The organism is Cupriavidus sp. WS (assembly GCF_000395345.1).
In the GTDB taxonomy this organism is placed as follows: Bacteria; Pseudomonadota; Gammaproteobacteria; order Burkholderiales; family Burkholderiaceae; genus Cupriavidus; species Cupriavidus basilensis_B.
In genome coordinates this window covers 14,524-30,803 of record NZ_AQPL01000161.1, presented here as the reverse complement: position 1 = coordinate 30,803, position 16,280 = coordinate 14,524, and the positions used below count along the sequence as shown (strand labels likewise).

The window sequence follows — 16,280 nt, the reverse complement described above, 5'->3', positions numbered from 1 at the left end:
CGGGCGCTAGCCCGCCTGCGGCACCCGCTTGCGCAGCAGGTACTTCTGCGTCCCCTCCATGACGCACACACCGCGCTGGTTGCGCACTTCGGAGCGCATCACCAGCACGCCCGTGGTGCGGCCCGGGATCAGCTCGGCGACGGTCAGGCTGCCGTAGAGCGTGTCGCCGACGAAGACCGGCGCGAGGAAGCGGCTGCTCTGCTCGATGAAGGCCTTGAGCGACTGTTCCACCATGTGGGGAAACAGGCCGGCGCCCGCGGCGGTCTGGATCAGCACCTGGAAGCCGTGCGCGAGCATGTGCGGCATGCCGTGGGCGCGGCAATACTCCACGTCGTAGTGGACCGGATGGTTGTCGCCGCTGGCGAGCTGGAACGCGGCGAACAGCGCGTCCGTCATGGTGCGCGACGGCAGGTTCATGCGCTCGCCGACGGCGAAGTCCTCGAAGAAGCGCTGCGGGCATAGCTGGTAGTCGTGTTGCATCGGCTCGGTCTCCTGTGCGGGCTGGTGCCGCGTTTGTCGTGCTGCCGCGCTCAGTCGGCCTTCATGTTGGCGGCCACCGCCACCGGCTGCCACTTGGCGATCTCCGCGCGCACGAACTGGTCCAGCGCGTCCGGCGCCGGCTTCGGCTCGAGGATCAGCCCGAGCTCGCTGGCCTTGGCCTGCAGCGCGGGCTCCTGCAGCGTGCTGCCCAGCGTGGCGGCGAGCTTGCGCACGATCTCCGCGGGCGTCTTCGCCGGCGCGAACACGGCGTTCCACGTATAGGCCTCGTAGCCGGGCACCGCTTCCGCGATGGCGGGTGTGTCGGGCGTCTGCGGCAGGCGCCGCGCCATCGACGTGGCCAGCAGGCGCACGGTGCCGGCGCGCACCTGCGCCAGGCCCGTGGGCGCGCTGTCGATCATGAACGCGACGTGGCCGCCGATCAGGTCCGCCATCGCCGGCGCGCTGCCGCGATAGGGCACGTGCACGGCCCCGGTGTGGGCCATGTGGTTCAGCAGCTCGCCGCCGAGATGCGGAGCGCTGCCGACGCCCGCGGAACCGTAGTTGACCTTGCCCGGATGCGCCTTGAGGTAGGCGATGAATTCGCCGAGCGTCTGCGCCGGCACCGCCTTGTTGACCACCAGCACCAGCGGCGCGCGCGCCGCCAGCCCCACCGGCGCGAAGTCTTCGAGCGTGCGGTACGGCAGCGTGGCGTGGATGGCCGGGTTGACCGCGTGCGCGACCGTGGTGAGCAGCAGCGTGTAGCCGTCGGGCGCGGCCTTGGCGACGTTCTCCGTGCCGACGATGGTGCCCGCGCCGGAGCGGTTCTCGACCACCACCTGGGTCTTCAGTTGCCGGCTCCAGCCCTGCGCCAGCGCGCGCGCGAACGTGTCGGTGGGGCCGCCGGCGGCATACGGCACCACCAGGCGCACCGGCCGCGCGGGATACCCGGGCTGCGCCGCGGCGGGCCCCGTGAGTGCGGCGCCGAGGCAAAGCGCCGCGGCGAGTCTGGCCATCGGGGAAATCATGCTGGTGTCTCCGTCTTGTGCTTGCGGTATCCGGGTGGCATGCGCGGCATCGGCAGCCCCGGCGTGAGCCGACAATATAGAATCGGGGCCGGCACGGAGGCCAGTCGAAAGCTACGAGGGGTCCTTCGAAAACTTCTAATACGGGCCCGGCGCCGCATGCGCCCGAGGCGGCCACGCGGGAGACACCATTGCGATTCGAACTGACCGACCTGCGCGTGTTCCTCGCCATCGCGCAGGCCAAGAGCCTGACCGCGGGCGCGTCCGACGTGCACCTGACCGCGCCGTCGGCCAGCTACCGGCTGAAGAACCTGGAGCAGGCCGTCGGCGTGCCGCTGTTCAGGCGCACGCAGAAAGGCATGGCGCTGACCGCCGCCGGCGAGACCATGCTGCGCCACGCCAGGACCATCATGGGCAACGTCGAGCGGCTGCAGCACGAGATGCGCCGGCACACCGACGGCACCGAGGGCCACATCCGCGTGCATGCCAACAGCAGCACCATGAACAACCTGCCGGCGGCGCTCAGCCGCTTTCTCGCGGCGTATCCCAACGTCAACGTCGAGCTGGAGGAGCACCTCAGCCAGGACACCGCGCACGCGGTGCTGGAGCAGCGCGCCGACATCGGCCTGGTGGCCGGCGAGATCGACCTGCTCGGCCTGGAGTCGATCCGCTACGGCGAGGACGAGCTGATGTTCGCCGTGCCGCCGCGCCATCCGCTCGGCCTGCGCGAGGGCGTCACGCTGACCGACGCGCTGCAGTACGAACTGGTGTCGATCGGCGCCAAGAGCAGCAACTTCCTGTTCCTCAAGGACATGGCGGCGAGAGCCGGCATGGAGCCGCGCGTGCGCGTGCACGCGCCGAACTTCCCGGCCGTCATCCGCTGCGTGCAGGAAGGCGCGGGCATCTCGCTGGTGCCGCGCACGGTGGCCGCGCCCGCGATCGCGCAGGGCCTGGTCGAGGGCGTCGTGCTGCACGAACCGTGGGCGCGGCGCGAGCACCGCATCGTCGCGCAGCGGCTCGACGACCTGCCCGGCTACGCGCGCGCGTTCATCCGCTTCGTCACCGGTGAGGACCAGGCGCCGTCCGTTAGACATCCTTGAAGCGGCGTTAGGAAATCTCGACTGGCCGGCCTCGGTCTCCATTCCTATACTCGGTCGTCCGCGGGACCGTGCGCCCGCACCGATGCCTGGAGACCCCCTTGCCTTTCTCAGTTCCCCCACTGGACGGGATCACCGTCCTCGCCCTGGAACACGCGGTGGCCGCGCCCTTCGCCAGCCGCCAGCTGGCCGACCTGGGCGCGCGCGTCGTCAAGATCGAGCGGCCCGGCAGCGGCGATTTCGCGCGCGGCTACGACCAGACGGTCAACGGCATGTCGTCGTTCTTCGTCTGGGCCAACCGCGGCAAGGAGAGCCTGACGCTCGACCTCAAGGATGCGCGCGCGGCCGGCATCCTCCGGCAGCTGCTGGGCGAGGCCGACGTCTTCATCCAGAACCTGGCGCCGGGCGCGGCCAGCCGCATGGGGCTCGATTTCGACACGCTGCACGCGGCCTTCCCGAAGCTGATCGTGTGCGACATCTCGGGCTACGGCGACCACGGCCCCTACCGCGACAAGAAAGCCTACGACCTGCTGATCCAGGCCGCGGCCGGCCTGATCTCCGTGACCGGCACGCCGGACGAACCCTCGCGCGCGGGCATCTCGATCGCCGACATCGCCGCGGGCATGTACGCCTACACCGGCATCCTCTCGGCGCTGCTGCATCGCGGGCGCACCGGCGCCGGCGTGCGGGTCGAGGTGACGATGCTCGAGGCGCTGGCCGAATGGATGTCCTATCCGCTGTATTTCGCCCACTACGGCGGCGAGCCGCCGCTGCGCAACGGCCTGTCGCACCCGGCCATCGCGCCCTACGGGCAGTACGGCACCGGCGACGGCAACCGCGTGATCTTCGGCCTGCAGAACGACCGCGAATGGCAGCGCTTCTGCGCCGAGGTGCTGGAAGACGCCGCGCTGGCGGCGGACGCGCGCTTCTCGACCAACCACCAGCGCGTGGCCAACCGGGCCGCGCTGGACGCGGAGATCGGCCGCCACCTGCGGCGCATGACGCGCGCGGAGCTGGTCGCGCGGCTCGACCGCGGCGGCATCGCCAACGCGCCGCTCAACGACATGCATGAAGTGTGGGCGCACCCGCAGTTCGCCGCGCGCGGCCGCTGGCGCGAAGTGGCCACGCCGGCCGGCCCGGTGCAGGCGCTGCTGCCGCCCGCCACGCTGGGCGGCGTGCCGGCGCGCATGGGCGGCGTGCCGGACGTCGGCGAGCACACCGCGCCGATCCTCGCCGCGCTGGGCTTCAGCGGCGCGCAGGTGGAGGCGCTGCGCGCCGACGGCGCCGTGTAGCGGGCCGGCGCGTCAGGCCCGCGCCGGCAGCGGCAGCCCGAGGTTCCCGCGCAGCGTGTCGGCCTCGTATTCGCGGCGGAACACGCCGCGCTCCTGCAGGATCGGCACCACCTCGGCGGTGAAGTCGTCGAGGCCGCCGGGGAAGTAGGCCGGCATGATGTTGAAGCCGTCCGCGCCGCCGCCGTCCACCCAGTCGATCATGTGCTGCGCCACCTGCGCCGCGGTGCCGACCACGATCTGGTGGCCGCGCGCGCTGGCCACCAGGTGATAGAGCTGGCGCAGGGTCAGGCCGCGCTCGCGCGCGAGCTGGAGCAGCAGCACGCTGCGGCTGTGGACGCCCGCCTCCAGCGCGAGATCTGGCAGCGGGCCGTCGAGCGGATAGCCCGAGACGTCGATCATCAGTTGCTCGGTCAGGATGGCGAGCGCGTTGGACTGGTCGGTAAACGACTGCAGCAGCGCCAGCTTGTCGTGCGCCTCGGCCTCGGTGCGGCCGATGATCGGCATCAGCCCCGGCATGATCAGGCAGTGCGCCGGGTCGCGCCCCTGCGCCGTCACCTGGGCCTTGAGCCCCTGCGCGAACGCGCGCGCGGCGCCAAGGTCCTGCTGCGCGGTGAAGACCACCTCGGCGTGGCGCGCGGCCAGCGCCTGGCCGGGGCCGGACGAGCCGGCCTGGATCAGCACCGGATGCCCCTGCGGGCTGTTGGTGACGTTGAGCGGGCCGGCCACCGAGAAATGCCGGCCGCGATGGTTCAGCGCGTGCATCTTGGCCACGTCCACGTAGACGCCGGCCTGCTTGTCGAGCACGTAGGGATCGGGGTCCCACGACTGCCACAGGCCCTTGACCACGCTGACGAACTCCTCGGCGATCTCGTAGCGCTGCTCGTGGTCGGGGTGGCGCTCGCGGCTGAAGTTGATCGAGCCGTCGGCAAACGTGGTGACGATGTTCCACGCCGCCCGGCCGCGCGAGAGCTTGTCCACGGTGGCCAGCGTGCGCGCCAGGTTGAACGGCTCGCTGTAGGTGGTGGAGGCGGTGCCGGCCAGGCCGATGTGGCTCGTCACCATCGACAGCGCGGCCAGCATGGCGAGCGGGTCGGGCCGGGTGATCATCGACGGATGCGAGTCGGCGGTCGTCAGCAGGCGGTCGCCGAAGAACACCATGTCGAACTTGGCGCGCTCGGCGGCCTGCGTCATGCGCACCACCAGGTCGACGTTCTCGGTGCCGGCTTCGGCGCCGGGGTAGCGCCAGCCGGCGGCATGGTGGCCGGCGGCCAGCAGGAACAGTCCCAGCTTCATGGGGGGAATCTCCGGGAAAAACTTGGGTTGAATGATGTCGTCAGTTGCTTTGCACGCCGCCGGCCTGCACCACGCGCTGGGCGAGGTCGTGCACTGAGCGGATCTTCTGCGCGGTCTGCTCGGGCGTCAGCGCCTGCACCTCGACCTGCACGCGCGCGAGCGCCTCGACGGTGTCGCGCTCGTGCAGGATCTCCGCGATCCACCGGCGCAGCCGCGCCAGCACCTCGGGCGGCGTGCCCTTGGGCGCGGTGATGAAGAACGAGCCGGCCAGCGCGTCCTCCCAGTCATGGATGCCGGCCTGCTGGATCGACGGCACGCCGGGCAGCTCGGGCGCGCGGCTGCCGCCGAAGTAGGCCAGCGCGCGCAGCTTGCCGGCCTTGATGAACGAGGCGCTGAGCGGATCGAACACGATGTCCACGTGGCCCGCCACCACGTCGGCCACCGCCGGCGCGCTGCCCTTGTAGGGCACGTGGCGGATGTCGATGCCGGCGATGCGCTTGAGCAGCTCGCCGGCCAGATGGCCCGGCGTGCCGTTGCCGGAGCTGGCATAGGTCAGCTGGCCGGGATGGGCGCGCGCGTAGGCGATCAGCTGCTGCAGCGTCTGCGCCGGCACCGCGGGATTGACCGCCACGGTGGCCAGCGAGTTGCCGACGTAGGCCACCGGCACCAGGTCGGAGAACGGGTCGAACCGCACCTTCATCAGTTGCGGCGCGATGGCGAGGTTGCCGATCGAGGTATTCAGCAGCGTGTAGCCGTCGGCCGGCGCGCCGGCCACGAAACCCGCGCCGAGCGTGCCGCCGGCGCCGGGCTTGTAGTCGAGCACGACCGGCTGCCCGCTCTTCTCGGCCAGGCGCCGGGTGAGGATGCGCGCAACGTTGTCGTTGGTGCCGCCCGGCGTGTAGGGCACCACGTAGGTGATCGGCTTGGCCGGATAGGCGGCGTCGGCCAGGGCCGGAACGGCGGCGCAGGCGAGCAGCAGCGAGGCCAGGGCATGGCGCCGGAGGGAGGACAGTAGCGATGACATGAACGATGGGGGAGGAAATGGAAAGCGGGGAGCGCGCGCGGCGGGAAATCCGTTGGCCGGATCCCGCGGGCGCCGCGCGCGGCAGCGGCGGCGGCCCGCCTGTGCGCCGCCCGGTGGCGGCGGCGAGGAGGGCATGAAAAAACCGCCGCTCATCGTAGACGCTGGCGCGGCCAGACCGAACGACCGATTTGGCATATCCATAGCCGCTGCGCACGCATCAGGAAACACATATCCGTATGCGAAATGGGCGCTTGGCGCGGCGGCGCCGGCACGCAACAATCGCCGGTTCCGATGTTTCCGCTCGCGCGCCCGTGCCGGCCGCGCGGCCCGCCGTGCCATGCCTCGCCCGATCCGCCAGATCCGTTTCAACGCCTTCATGATGAATTGCGTGGTGCACCTTGCACCCGGGCAATGGACCGCGCCGGACGACCACGCGGCCGACTACCTCGATCCGGGCTACTGGGTCGCGCTGGCCAGGAAGCTGGAGGAAGGCCTGTTCGACAGCCTGTTCCTCGGCGACATCACCGGCGTCTACGACGTGTTCGGCGGCGCGGCCGACGCCGCGCTGCGCACCGCCGCGCAGGTGCCGATGAACGATCCGGTGCCGCTGATCCCGCTGATGGCGCACGCCACCCGGCACCTCGGCTTCGGCGTCACGGTCTCGGTGGCCTACGAGCCGCCCTACCTGCTGGCGCGCCGCCTGACCACGCTGGACCATCTGAGCGGCGGCCGCGTGGCGTGGAACGTGGTCACGTCCTACCTGGAAAGCGGCGCGCGCAGCCTGGGCCAGCGCGAGCTGCGCGCCCACGACGAGCGCTACGACCGCGCCGACGAATTCCTGGAAGTCTGCTACAAGCTGTGGGAAGGCAGCTGGGAGGACGGCGCCGTGCGGCGCGACAAGGCGCGCGGCGTCTACGCCGACCCCGCGCGCGTGCACGCGGTGCGGCACGAAGGCCGCTACTTCGACCTCGACGGCATCTTCCAGTGCGAGCCGTCCGCGCAGCGCACGCCGCTGCTGTTCCAGGCCGGCGGCTCGGCGCGCGGCACGCGCTTCGCCGCGCGCCATGCCGAGTGCATCTTCGTCGGCGCGCCCACGCGCAACGGCCTGCGCCGCTCGGTGGCATCGCTGCGCGCGGCGCTGGCCGAGGCCGGCCGCGCGCCGGACAGCGCGCTGCTGTTCGCCATGTTCACGGTCATCGTCGACGAGACCGCGGAGAAGGCGCAGGCGCGCTACGCCGCCTACCGCGCGCGCGCCAGCTACGACGGCGCGCTGGCGCTGCTGTCGGGCTGGACCGGCATCGACCTGTCGCGCTACGCGCCCGACGACACGCTCGAATACGTCGACACCAAGGCCGGCCAGTCGGCGCTGGCCTCGTTCAGCAAGCTCGACCCGCAGCGCACCTGGACCGTGCGCGACGCCGTGGAATTCGTCGCCATCGGCGGCCGCGGCCCGGTGGTGGTGGGCGATCCGGTGCAGGTGGCGGACGAACTGCAGGCGTGGATGGAGGACACCGGCATCGACGGCTTCAACCTGGCCTGGGTGGAATCGCCGCGCACCTTCCACGACGTGGTCGACTACCTGGTGCCGGAGCTGCAGCGCCGCGGCGCCTACAAGACCGCCTACGCGCCGGGCACGCTGCGCGACAAGCTGCTCGGCCACGGCCCGCGCCTGCAGGCGCCGCACCCCGGCGCCGGCTTCCGCGCGCCGGCCGGGGACGACTGATCCGCCCGCGCGGCCCTTCCGCACGCCCTCCCCTTTCACCAGCAGGACCACACATGCCCCGCATCAGCGAACTCGACCCCGCCACCTTCGACCCGGCCCGCCGCGCGCTGTTCGACCAGTTCACCGGCAACGGCGCCCATTTCGCCGACCAGTTCTCGGTGCTCGCGCACGTGGCGCCGGCCGTGGAGCACCTGCCGCGCATGCTGCTCGAGCTCAAGGCGCGCAACGGCGTGCCGTACCGCTACATCGAGCTGGCCATCGTGGTGGTGTCGCTGCTCAACGACTGCGACTACTGCGTGCGCAGCCACGCGCCGCGCCTGGCCGTGGAAGGCATCAGCGAGGACGGCGCGCGCCGCCTGCTCGACTATGCCGACCATCCCGAGCTCGACGAGGTGGACAAGCTGGTGGTGGAATACGCGGTCGCCGTCACGCAGGCGCCGCAGCGCATCCGCGACCAGGTCTTCACGCGGCTGCGCGCGCATTTCAGCGAGGCGCAGGTGGTCGAGCTGACGCTGCGCATCTCGCTGTGCGGCTTCTTCAACCGCTTCAACCAGGCGCTGCAGATCGGCGAGGACGCCACCGCCGTCCATCCGCGCTGATGGCGCCCGCCCGCATCTGCTCTTCCGCTCTCTTCCGCCCTCTCCTGATCCCGACCTGCCATGACTGATTCTTCCTCGTTCGAGCGCCGCGCCTTCCTGCGCGCCGCGGGCGCATCGCTGGCCGCGCTGGCCGCGCCGCAACTGGCGCTGGCCCAGGGCGGCGGCCCCATCCGCATCGGCGTGCTGGTGCCGCTGTCCGGCGGCGGCGGCGCCTACGGCCAGGGCATGGCCAATGCCGCGCGCAAGGCCGCCGACTACATCAACGCCGAGGCCGGCGGCGTGCTGGGCGGGCGCAAGCTGGAAATCCTGGTGGAGGACAGCGAGAGCAACCCCACCGCCGGCGTGGCCGCGGCGCGCAAGCTGCTGGACGTGGGCAAGGTGTCGGCCATCGTCGGCCTGTGGAGCAGCGCGGTGGCGATGGCGATCAAGCCGCTGACCATCGAAAAGGGCATCCCGTTGCTGGTCAGCGGCTCCGGCGACGAGGTCACACAGGGCGACAACAAGGGGCTGGTGTGGCGCTTCCAGGCGCGCGGCAGCGACTGGGGCGCGGTATTCGCGCGCGCCGCGCTCAAGGACGGCGCGCGCAAGGCCTCGCTGCTGGTGCTGCAGACGCCGTTCACGCTGAGCATGGTCGAGCCGTTCGCGGCCGAGTTCAGGAAGGGCGGCGGCCAGGTGCTCGACACGGTGTTCTACAACCCCAACCAGCCCTCCTATCGCGCCGAGGTGGAGAAGGTGTTCGGCAAGAAGCCGGACGCGGTGTTCCTGCCCAGCTACCTGCCCGACCTGTCGGCCATCGCGCGCGAGGTCTACCGCAGCGGCTTCAGCGACACGCGCATCTACGCCAACTCGTCGTCGGCCGATGCCGAGGGCGCCTTCATCAAGAACGTGGGCAAGGCGGTGGCCGAGGGCATCCACCACATCCAGTCGATCCCGCCGGCGGACTCCACCGCGTACAAGACCTTTGCCCGCGTCGCCGGCATCCCGGCCGGCACGCTGGCCATCTTCCCGTCCAACGTGTGGGACGAGATCTCGGTGCTGGCGCTGGCCATCGAGCGCGCCGGCAGCGCCGACCCGCAGGTGTTCGCCAGGTCCATCCTGCCGGTGGTCAACGGCCCCGGCAAGACCGTGGAGAATCCCGTCGACGGCCTCAAGGCGCTGCGCGCCAGGCAGGCGATCGCCTACAGCGGCGCCGGCTCGCACTTCCAGTTCACGCCGACCGGCGACCAGTTGAACCGCGAGTATGGCCACTTCGTGATCCGCAACGGCGCCAACCAGCTCGTCGACACGCTCAAGTGATGACGCAGGCAGCCCTGGACAGCGCCCCCGCCGCCGCGCCGGCCCGCGCCGCGCCCGGCCAGCGCGCGCAGCGCGTGCTGGCGGCCGAGGCGGTCAGCGTGTCCTTCGGCGGCGTGCACGCGCTCGACGGCGCCTCGGTCAGCCTGGCGCCGGGCCGCATCACTGGCCTGGTCGGGCCCAACGGCGCCGGCAAGTCGACCCTGTTCAACGTGCTGGCCGGCACGCAGCGGCCGCGGCGCGGCACGGTGCGGCTGGCCGGCGCCGACATCACGCGCATGCCGGTGCACCGGCGCGCGCACGCCGGCATCGCCCGCACCTTCCAGCTCGCGCGCGAGCTGGACAGCCTGAGCGTGCTGGAGAACCTGCTGCTGGCCGCGCCGCGCCAGCCCGGCGAGCGCCTGGGCAACCTGCTGTTGCGCCGCGGCGCCGTGCGCCGCGCCGAGGCCGCGGCCATCGAGCGCGCGCTGGCGCTGCTCGCCCGCGTGCGCCTGACGCGGCTGGCCGACCAGCCCGCCGGCGCGCTCTCCGGCGGCCAGAAGAAGCTGCTGGAGCTGTGCCGCGCGCTGATGCTGGAGCCGGACATCGTGCTGCTCGACGAGCCCGCCGCCGGCGTCAACCCGGCGCTGATCGAGGAGCTGTGCCAGTTCATCCTGGCGCTGCGCGGCGAGGGCAAGACCTTCGCCATCGTCGAGCACAACATGGACATGGTGGCCGCGCTGTGCGACCACGTCTACGTGCTGGCCGAAGGCCGGGTGCTCACGCAGGGCAGCTTCGACGCCGTGACCGCCGACACGCGCGTGCGCCAGGCCTACCTGGGAGAGCCATGATGGACGCGCCGCAAGAACTGGTGCTGGCGGGCGTGTCGGCCGGCTACCGGGGCAAGGACATCCTGCACGGCGTGAGCTTCACGGTGCCGCCGGGCGGCGCGCTGACCGTGATCGGCCCCAACGGCTCGGGCAAGTCCACGCTGCTCAAGGCGGTGGCCGGCCTGCTGCCGCTGTCGGCCGGCAGCGTGCGCCTGGGCGGGCGCGAGCTCGGCCCGCTCGACGCCCCGGCGCGCGCGCGCCTGGGGCTGGCCTACGTGCCGCAGGAGGGCAACGTGTTCGCCAACCTCAGCGTGGCCGACAACCTGCGGCTGGGCTGGGAATTCCTGCACGCCGGCCGGGGCGCGGGCGGCGCGGCGCGGCGCCGGCGGCAGGAGTACGTGCTGGACCTGTTCCCCGAGATCCGCGCGCGCCTGCCGGGCAGCGCGGGGCTGCTCAGCGGCGGCCAGCGCCAGATGGTGGCGATGGCCTCGGCGCTGATGCAGACGCCGTCGCTGCTGGTGCTGGACGAGCCCTCGGCGGGCCTGTCGCCGCGCAACGCGGCGCTGCTGTTCGAGGTCATCGCGCGCATCCGCGCCACCGGCATCACGCTGCTGATGATCGAGCAGAACGTGCGCCTCGGGCTGGCCGCGGCCGACACCGGGCTGGTGCTGGCCGCCGGCCAGGTGCGGCTGGTGGCGCCGGCCGCGGGCCTGGCCGACGACGACGCGGTGCGCCAGCTCTACCTGGGCACGCGCGCGCACGACACCCGCCTCGCCGGCGGCGCTTCATAAAAGGCCACACCGATGCTTCAACTCATCTTCAACGGCCTGGTCTCCGGCCTGCTGGTGGCGCTGCCGGCGCTGGCGCTGGCGCTGAGCTTCAGCGTGCTGCGCTTCGCCAATTTCGCCATCGGCGCCATGCTGACGCTGGGCGCCTACCTGATCTACCTGTTCAACGCGGTGCTGGGCTGGCCGCTGCCGTGGGCTGCCGCGGCCGGCGTGGCGCTGGGCGGCGTGGTGGCGGTGGCGGTGGACTGGCTGGTCTACCGCCGCCTGCGCGAGCGCTCCGGCGTGACGCTGCTGGTGGCCAGCATGGGCGTGGCCTTCGTGCTGGAGAACGCGGTGCGCTTCGTCGCCGGCGGCACGCCGCTGGGCTACGACACCGAGCCGGCGCGCCCGTTCCGCGTGGCCGCGCTGGAGCCGCTGGGCGGCCTGCGCGTGAACTACGAGCAATGGCTGATCGTGCTGGTAGGCGCGGCCAGCCTGGCGCTGGTGTGGCTCGTGTTCCGCTGCACGCCGCTGGGCCGCGCCATGCGCGCGGTGGCGGACAATCCCGCGCTGGCGGCGGTGCGCGGCATCTCGCGCGCGCGCGTGGTGGCGCTGACGTGGTTCCTGTCGGGCGCGCTGGCCAGCGCCGCCGGCCTGCTGGTCGGGCTGGACGCCACGCTCGATCCGCAGATGGGCTGGAACTACGTGCTGCCGGTGTTCGCCGCCGCCATCCTCGGCGGCATCGCCAACCCGATGGCGGCGGTGTTCGGCGCGCTGGTGATGGGCGTGGCCGCCGAGGCCTCCACGCTGGCGCTGCCGTCGCACTACCGCACGCTGGTGGCCTTCGCCGTGCTCGCCGCGCTGCTGCTGGTGCGGCCGTGGGGCGTGTTCGGCCGCGCGCCGGTGCAGAAATAAGGAAGCGGACCATGAGCAGCTACCTGATCTCCCTGCTGATGCTGGTCTCCATCGCCGGCATCGCCGCGCTCGGACTGAACCTGCAATGGGGCCTGACCGGACTGGTCAACTTCGGCCTGTTCGGCTTCTACATGCTGGCCGCCTACGCCTGCGCGCAGCTCGCGCACCTGGGCTGGAACCCGTGGCTGGCGCTGGCCGCCGCCGCCGCGCTGGCCATGCTCGCCAGCGCGCTGACCAGCCTGATCTCCGCGCGGCTGTCCGAGGACTACCTCGCCATCGTCACGCTGGGGTTCGCCGAATGCCTGAAGCTGGTCGCGATCCACGAGGAATGGCTCACGCGCGGCAGCCTCGGCATCGCCAACATCCCGCGCCCGGTGGCCGGCGACGGCGCGCTGCTGGCCGTCGCGCTGGCGCTGCTGGCGGCGGTCTTCGCGCTGTTCGAGGTGGTGGCGCGCGCGCCGCTGGGCCGCACCGCGCGCGCGCTGCGCGACGACCCGCTGGTGGCCGCCACGCTGGGCAAGCCGGTGCTGTGGCTGCGCCTGCGGCTGTTCGCGCTGGGCGGCGGCGCCATCGGGCTGGCCGGCGGCATGCATGCGTTCTACTACCAGTACATCGACCCGACCCAGTTCGGCCCGATCCTCACCGCCTATGCCTTCATGGGCGTGATCATCGGCGGGCGCGGCAGCAACCGCGGCGTGCTGCTGTCGGCGTTCACCGTGGTGGCGCTGCTCGAAGGCACGCGCTTCGTCAACGACTACGTGGCGTGGCTCAGCGCCAGCCAGCTCGCCTCGCTGCGGCTGATGCTGATCGGGCTGGGGCTGATCGTGGCGCTGATCTACCGGCCCGCCGGGCTGGTGGCCGAGTACCGCCTGCGCGCGGCCCCCGGCGCGGACCAGCCGTCCGCCTGAACGCGCGCCGCCGGCCAGGCGGAAACGCGCGGCTAGGCCGAAACGCGCTGGCCCAGCCCGCGGCCGATCTCGCGCACGGTCTCGACCAGCTTCGCGCGGACCTCGCCGAGCAGCCGCGCGGCCGGGAAATACTGCGCCGCGCCGGCCACGCTGAGCGCCATCATCGGCAGGCCGTGGCCCGGGCTGAACGGCATGGCGACCGCGTGCACCTCCTGCATCCAGTCGCCCAGCGACGACGCGCATCCGGTGGCCTGGCACTCCTCCACGGCGAGATCGATGCCGCGCTCGAGCGCCGGCCACGCGGCCTCGTCGAGCGCGCGCACGCGCTCCATCAGCTCGGCGCGCCCGGCCGGCGGCAGGCCCGCGAGGTGCGCGCGCCCGGCGGCCGTGGTGGCCAGCGGGATGCGCGAGCCCACGCCGAGGCTGAGCGTGACGATCGAGCCGCCGCGCGCGCATTCCAGGTACAGCATGGAGAGCCGGTCGCGGGTGGCGAGCGCGACCACGGCGTCGGTCTCGGTGGCCAGCCGCTGCATCAGCGGCCGCGCCACCTGCCGCACGTCGAGGTCGGCCAGCATGGTGCTGCCGAGCGCCGCGGTGGCGGTGCCGAGCCGGTACTTGCCGCTCTCCGGCACCAGATGCAGATAGCCCAGCCGCGTGAGCGTGTAGGTCAGGCGCGTGACGGTCGACTTGGGCAGGCCGCAGCGCTCGGCGATCTCGTGGTTGGCGAGGAAGCTGTCGCCGCCGGGAAAGCAGCGCAGCACTTCCAGCCCGCGCGCGAGCGCGGTCACGAAATGGCGGTCCGCGCCGGCCTCGGCGGGCGCCTGCGCGTCCGCGGCGTCTTCCATGTCCGCCATGTCCTCCATGTCCTGCCGCGCCGGCGCGCCTTCCTGGTGTCTTGCCATTGCCTCTGTCCGGTTCGATGATGCGGTGCCTGCGTCGGCAATCTCGCGCGGGCAAGGTAACACGAACGGCCGGCGGACTGCAATGCAGTCCTGCATGCCGGCTCCGTCACCCGGCCCGCGCCGCGCGCATCGCCGGCAACTGGCACCCGCAGCGGCGCCCGCTTGACTTGGTGCGATCCCCTACCCATACTTTGGACCGCTGTGCAGTTTTTGATTCCGCAAAAATCGTCCGCCCAGGACGAACCGGAGGAAGACAGATGACCCAGAAAAAGGCCGTGCTCGTGATCGGCGCCGGCGACGCCACCGGCGGCGCGATCGCCCGCCGCTTCGCCCGCGAGGGCTACATCGCCTGCGTCACGCGCAGGAACGCCGACAAGCTGGCGCCGCTGGTGGCGCAGATCGAGGCCGAGGGCAGCAGCGCGCACGCCTTCGGCTCCGACGCGCGCAAGGAAGAGGAGATGGCCGCGCTGTTCCGCGAGATCGAGGCCAATATCGCGCCGGTCGAGGTCGCCGTGTTCAACATCGGCGCCAACGTGCGCTTCGACGTGGTGGACACCACCGCGCGCGTCTATTTCAAGGTCTGGGAGATGGCCTGCTTCGCCGGCTTCCTGATGGGCCGGGAAGCGGCCAGGGTCATGCTGCCGCGCCAGCGCGGCTCGATCTTCTTCACCGGCGCCACCGCCAGCCTGCGCGGCCGCGCCGGCTTCTCCGCGTTCGCCGGCGCCAAGCACGGCCTGCGCGCGCTGGCCCAGTCGATGGCGCGCGAGCTGGCGCCCAAGGGGCTGCACGTGGCGCACCCGATCATCGACGGCGCCATCGACACCGAATTCATCCGCGAGAACTTCCCCGAGCGCTACAAGCTCAAGGAGCAGGACGGCATCCTCAACCCCGAGCACATCGCCGACGCCTACTGGATGCTGCACCAGCAGCCGCGCGACGCCTGGACCCACGAGCTCGACCTGCGCCCCTGGATCGAGAGCTGGTGATCGCGCCGCGGGCCGCAAGCCCCCCCAGCGCCCGGCCCGCCGTTTCCCGCGCCAACCCGCCTCCCGCGGCCAGAACGAAAACCGAAGACAGAGACCGACAAATGCCCGACGTGAAAGTACAGTTCCTTTTCGATTTCGGCAGCCCCAACGCCTATCTCAGCCACAAGGTCATCCCCGCCATCGAAGAACGCACCGGCGCGCGCTTCGAGTACGTGCCGGTGCTGCTGGGCGGGCTGTTCCGCCTGACCGGCAACCGCTCGCCGGCCGAGGCGTTCGGCGGCATCAAGAACAAGCCCGAATACGACATGCTCGAAATGCGGCGCTTCATCCAGCGCCACCGCATCGCCGGCTTCCGGCGCAACCCGCACTTCCCGGTCAACACGCTGCAGATCATGCGCGGCGCGGTGGCGGCGCAGCGCGACGGCACCTTCGAGACATACGTGGACACGGTCTTCGCCGACATGTGGGAGCGCGAAAGGAAGATGGACGATCCCGAGGTCATCCGGGCCGCGCTGGACGCCGCGGGGCTCGATGGCGCGCAGATGCTCGCGCGCATCGCCGACGCCGAGGTCAAGGCGCAACTGCTCGCCAATACGCAGGACGCATTCGAGCGCGGCGCGTTCGGCTCGCCCACGTTCTTCGTGGACGGCGAGATCTATTTCGGCAAGGACCGGCTGCGCGACGTGGAAGAGGAAATCGTGCGCCGCCGCGCCGGCTGAGGCTATCATCGGGGTCCGCCGCATTCCGCGCCGGCCATCGCGCCGGCGCGGCGGCACCGCAAGCCCCGGGCACGAGGAGGCAAAGCCGCTCCCGCCGGACGCCTGACCCACGCATCCGCAGGAGATTTCCATGCTGCTCTTGACCGTTGAAGAATGGCTGGCCACCAGGACCGAGCCGCACATCGACACCTTCGTCAGTTCGCGCACGCGCCTGGCGGCCTACGCGACCCGGCTCGAACTCGGCGACGCGCTGCGCCTGCTCAAGCGCTACAGCGACGTCTACAAGCAGAAATACTCGATGACGGCGGTGGCGTTCCGCCTGGTCAGCGTGGCGCAGATCGCCGACGACACCGACGAACAGGCGCTGCGCGACCTCGACGTCCAGCTCGTCACGCGCGACTTCGCCGACCGGCTGGCCGACGCCTAGGCCGCGCGGGCGTGTCAGACAGCC

General features: G+C 71.8%; 17 protein-coding genes. 12 read left to right on the top strand and 5 right to left on the bottom strand.

The window, feature by feature from the left end; translation table 11 throughout:
• Window positions 1–6: 6 nt before the first annotated feature.
• Both K206_RS0114215 and K206_RS0114210 read right to left on the bottom strand, forming a co-directional pair.
• Entirely contained in the window at window positions 7–480 is a 474-nt protein-coding gene (locus tag K206_RS0114215) for a MaoC family dehydratase (RefSeq protein WP_020203073.1), read from the bottom strand.
• A gap of 50 nt (window positions 481–530) precedes the next feature.
• Complete coding sequence (locus K206_RS0114210; RefSeq protein WP_029043623.1) at window positions 531–1,505, bottom strand: tripartite tricarboxylate transporter substrate binding protein; 975 nt, start codon at window positions 1,503–1,505, stop codon at window positions 531–533.
• Between the two features lie 188 nt (window positions 1,506–1,693).
• Between K206_RS0114210 and K206_RS0114205 the strand changes: the two genes are divergently transcribed.
• On the top strand, window positions 1,694–2,602 hold the full coding sequence (locus tag K206_RS0114205; protein ID WP_020203071.1) for a LysR family transcriptional regulator: 909 nt from the start codon (window positions 1,694–1,696) through the stop codon (window positions 2,600–2,602).
• A 98-nt stretch (window positions 2,603–2,700) separates the two neighbouring features.
• Window positions 2,701–3,891, top strand: a complete 1,191-nt coding sequence (locus K206_RS0114200; protein WP_155888068.1) for a CaiB/BaiF CoA-transferase family protein — start codon at window positions 2,701–2,703, stop codon at window positions 3,889–3,891.
• 12 nt (window positions 3,892–3,903) lie between these two features.
• On the opposite strand, the gene K206_RS0114195 is transcribed toward K206_RS0114200, so the two are convergent.
• Together K206_RS0114195 and K206_RS0114190 are read right to left on the bottom strand one after the other, a co-directional pair.
• Window positions 3,904–5,184, bottom strand: a complete 1,281-nt coding sequence (locus K206_RS0114195) for an LLM class flavin-dependent oxidoreductase (protein ID WP_020203069.1) — start codon at window positions 5,182–5,184, stop codon at window positions 3,904–3,906.
• 40 nt (window positions 5,185–5,224) lie between these two features.
• Window positions 5,225–6,208: a tripartite tricarboxylate transporter substrate binding protein gene (locus K206_RS0114190; RefSeq protein ID WP_020203068.1), complete on the bottom strand. Its 984-nt coding sequence runs from the start codon at window positions 6,206–6,208 to the stop codon at window positions 5,225–5,227.
• Between the two features lie 337 nt (window positions 6,209–6,545).
• Here K206_RS0114190 and K206_RS0114185 point away from each other — a divergent pair, with 337 nt between their 5' ends.
• Genes K206_RS0114185 through K206_RS0114155 form a run of 7 tightly spaced genes read left to right on the top strand, consistent with a single transcriptional unit; the run spans window position 6,546 to window position 13,222 of the window.
• Complete coding sequence (locus K206_RS0114185) at window positions 6,546–7,931, top strand: LLM class flavin-dependent oxidoreductase (protein ID WP_020203067.1); 1,386 nt, start codon at window positions 6,546–6,548, stop codon at window positions 7,929–7,931.
• A 53-nt stretch (window positions 7,932–7,984) separates the two neighbouring features.
• Complete coding sequence (locus K206_RS0114180) at window positions 7,985–8,530, top strand: carboxymuconolactone decarboxylase family protein (RefSeq protein ID WP_020203066.1); 546 nt, start codon at window positions 7,985–7,987, stop codon at window positions 8,528–8,530.
• A gap of 60 nt (window positions 8,531–8,590) precedes the next feature.
• Window positions 8,591–9,826: an ABC transporter substrate-binding protein gene (locus K206_RS0114175; RefSeq protein WP_020203065.1), complete on the top strand. Its 1,236-nt coding sequence runs from the start codon at window positions 8,591–8,593 to the stop codon at window positions 9,824–9,826.
• A complete protein-coding gene (locus K206_RS0114170) occupies window positions 9,826–10,653 on the top strand; it encodes an ABC transporter ATP-binding protein (RefSeq protein ID WP_020203064.1) in 828 nt (275 codons plus the stop codon). Before K206_RS0114175 ends, K206_RS0114170 begins: the two co-directional genes overlap by 1 nt.
• Window positions 10,650–11,423 carry an ABC transporter ATP-binding protein gene (locus K206_RS0114165; protein ID WP_196812876.1) on the top strand — a complete coding sequence of 258 codons (774 nt, stop codon included), beginning with the start codon at window positions 10,650–10,652 and terminating at the stop codon, window positions 11,421–11,423. Before K206_RS0114170 ends, K206_RS0114165 begins: the two co-directional genes overlap by 4 nt.
• Window positions 11,424–11,435: 12 nt before the next feature.
• Window positions 11,436–12,314: a branched-chain amino acid ABC transporter permease gene (locus K206_RS0114160; protein ID WP_020203062.1), complete on the top strand. Its 879-nt coding sequence runs from the start codon at window positions 11,436–11,438 to the stop codon at window positions 12,312–12,314.
• Window positions 12,315–12,325: 11 nt separating this feature from the next.
• Window positions 12,326–13,222, top strand: coding sequence for a branched-chain amino acid ABC transporter permease (locus K206_RS0114155; protein ID WP_020203061.1), 897 nt, complete (start codon window positions 12,326–12,328; stop codon window positions 13,220–13,222).
• Between the two features lie 32 nt (window positions 13,223–13,254).
• Here the strand turns inward: K206_RS0114155 and K206_RS0114150 are convergent, their stop codons facing one another.
• On the bottom strand, window positions 13,255–14,085 hold the full coding sequence (locus tag K206_RS0114150; RefSeq protein WP_020203060.1) for an IclR family transcriptional regulator: 831 nt from the start codon (window positions 14,083–14,085) through the stop codon (window positions 13,255–13,257).
• A 296-nt stretch (window positions 14,086–14,381) separates the two neighbouring features.
• Here K206_RS0114150 and K206_RS0114145 point away from each other — a divergent pair, with 296 nt between their 5' ends.
• From K206_RS0114145 to K206_RS0114135, 3 genes are all read left to right on the top strand, one after another.
• Window positions 14,382–15,110: an SDR family oxidoreductase gene (locus K206_RS0114145; RefSeq protein ID WP_020203059.1), complete on the top strand. Its 729-nt coding sequence runs from the start codon at window positions 14,382–14,384 to the stop codon at window positions 15,108–15,110.
• A gap of 101 nt (window positions 15,111–15,211) precedes the next feature.
• A complete protein-coding gene (locus tag K206_RS0114140; RefSeq protein WP_020203058.1) occupies window positions 15,212–15,829 on the top strand; it encodes a 2-hydroxychromene-2-carboxylate isomerase in 618 nt (205 codons plus the stop codon).
• A gap of 130 nt (window positions 15,830–15,959) precedes the next feature.
• Window positions 15,960–16,256, top strand: coding sequence for a hypothetical protein (locus K206_RS0114135; protein ID WP_020203057.1), 297 nt, complete (start codon window positions 15,960–15,962; stop codon window positions 16,254–16,256).
• Window positions 16,257–16,280: the final 24 nt, after the last annotated feature.

What these genes read in the sequence shown, in the direction of transcription:
- K206_RS0114215 (WP_020203073.1), bottom strand. Translation starts at nt 480, where the DNA reads ATGCAACACGACTACCAGCTATGCCCGCAGCGCTTCTTCGAGGACTTC.
- K206_RS0114210 (WP_029043623.1), bottom strand. Translation starts at nt 1,505, where the DNA reads ATGATTTCCCCGATGGCCAGACTCGCCGCGGCGCTTTGCCTCGGCGCC.
- K206_RS0114195 (WP_020203069.1), bottom strand. Translation starts at nt 5,184, where the DNA reads ATGAAGCTGGGACTGTTCCTGCTGGCCGCCGGCCACCATGCCGCCGGC.
- K206_RS0114190 (WP_020203068.1), bottom strand. Translation starts at nt 6,208, where the DNA reads ATGTCATCGCTACTGTCCTCCCTCCGGCGCCATGCCCTGGCCTCGCTG.
- K206_RS0114185 (WP_020203067.1), top strand. Translation starts at nt 6,546, where the DNA reads ATGCCTCGCCCGATCCGCCAGATCCGTTTCAACGCCTTCATGATGAAT.
- K206_RS0114180 (WP_020203066.1), top strand. Translation starts at nt 7,985, where the DNA reads ATGCCCCGCATCAGCGAACTCGACCCCGCCACCTTCGACCCGGCCCGC.
- K206_RS0114175 (WP_020203065.1), top strand. Translation starts at nt 8,591, where the DNA reads ATGACTGATTCTTCCTCGTTCGAGCGCCGCGCCTTCCTGCGCGCCGCG.
- K206_RS0114170 (WP_020203064.1), top strand. Translation starts at nt 9,826, where the DNA reads ATGACGCAGGCAGCCCTGGACAGCGCCCCCGCCGCCGCGCCGGCCCGC.
- K206_RS0114165 (WP_196812876.1), top strand. Translation starts at nt 10,650, where the DNA reads ATGATGGACGCGCCGCAAGAACTGGTGCTGGCGGGCGTGTCGGCCGGC.
- K206_RS0114160 (WP_020203062.1), top strand. Translation starts at nt 11,436, where the DNA reads ATGCTTCAACTCATCTTCAACGGCCTGGTCTCCGGCCTGCTGGTGGCG.
- K206_RS0114155 (WP_020203061.1), top strand. Translation starts at nt 12,326, where the DNA reads ATGAGCAGCTACCTGATCTCCCTGCTGATGCTGGTCTCCATCGCCGGC.
- K206_RS0114150 (WP_020203060.1), bottom strand. Translation starts at nt 14,085, where the DNA reads ATGGAGGACATGGCGGACATGGAAGACGCCGCGGACGCGCAGGCGCCC.
- K206_RS0114145 (WP_020203059.1), top strand. Translation starts at nt 14,382, where the DNA reads ATGACCCAGAAAAAGGCCGTGCTCGTGATCGGCGCCGGCGACGCCACC.
- K206_RS0114140 (WP_020203058.1), top strand. Translation starts at nt 15,212, where the DNA reads ATGCCCGACGTGAAAGTACAGTTCCTTTTCGATTTCGGCAGCCCCAAC.
- K206_RS0114135 (WP_020203057.1), top strand. Translation starts at nt 15,960, where the DNA reads ATGCTGCTCTTGACCGTTGAAGAATGGCTGGCCACCAGGACCGAGCCG.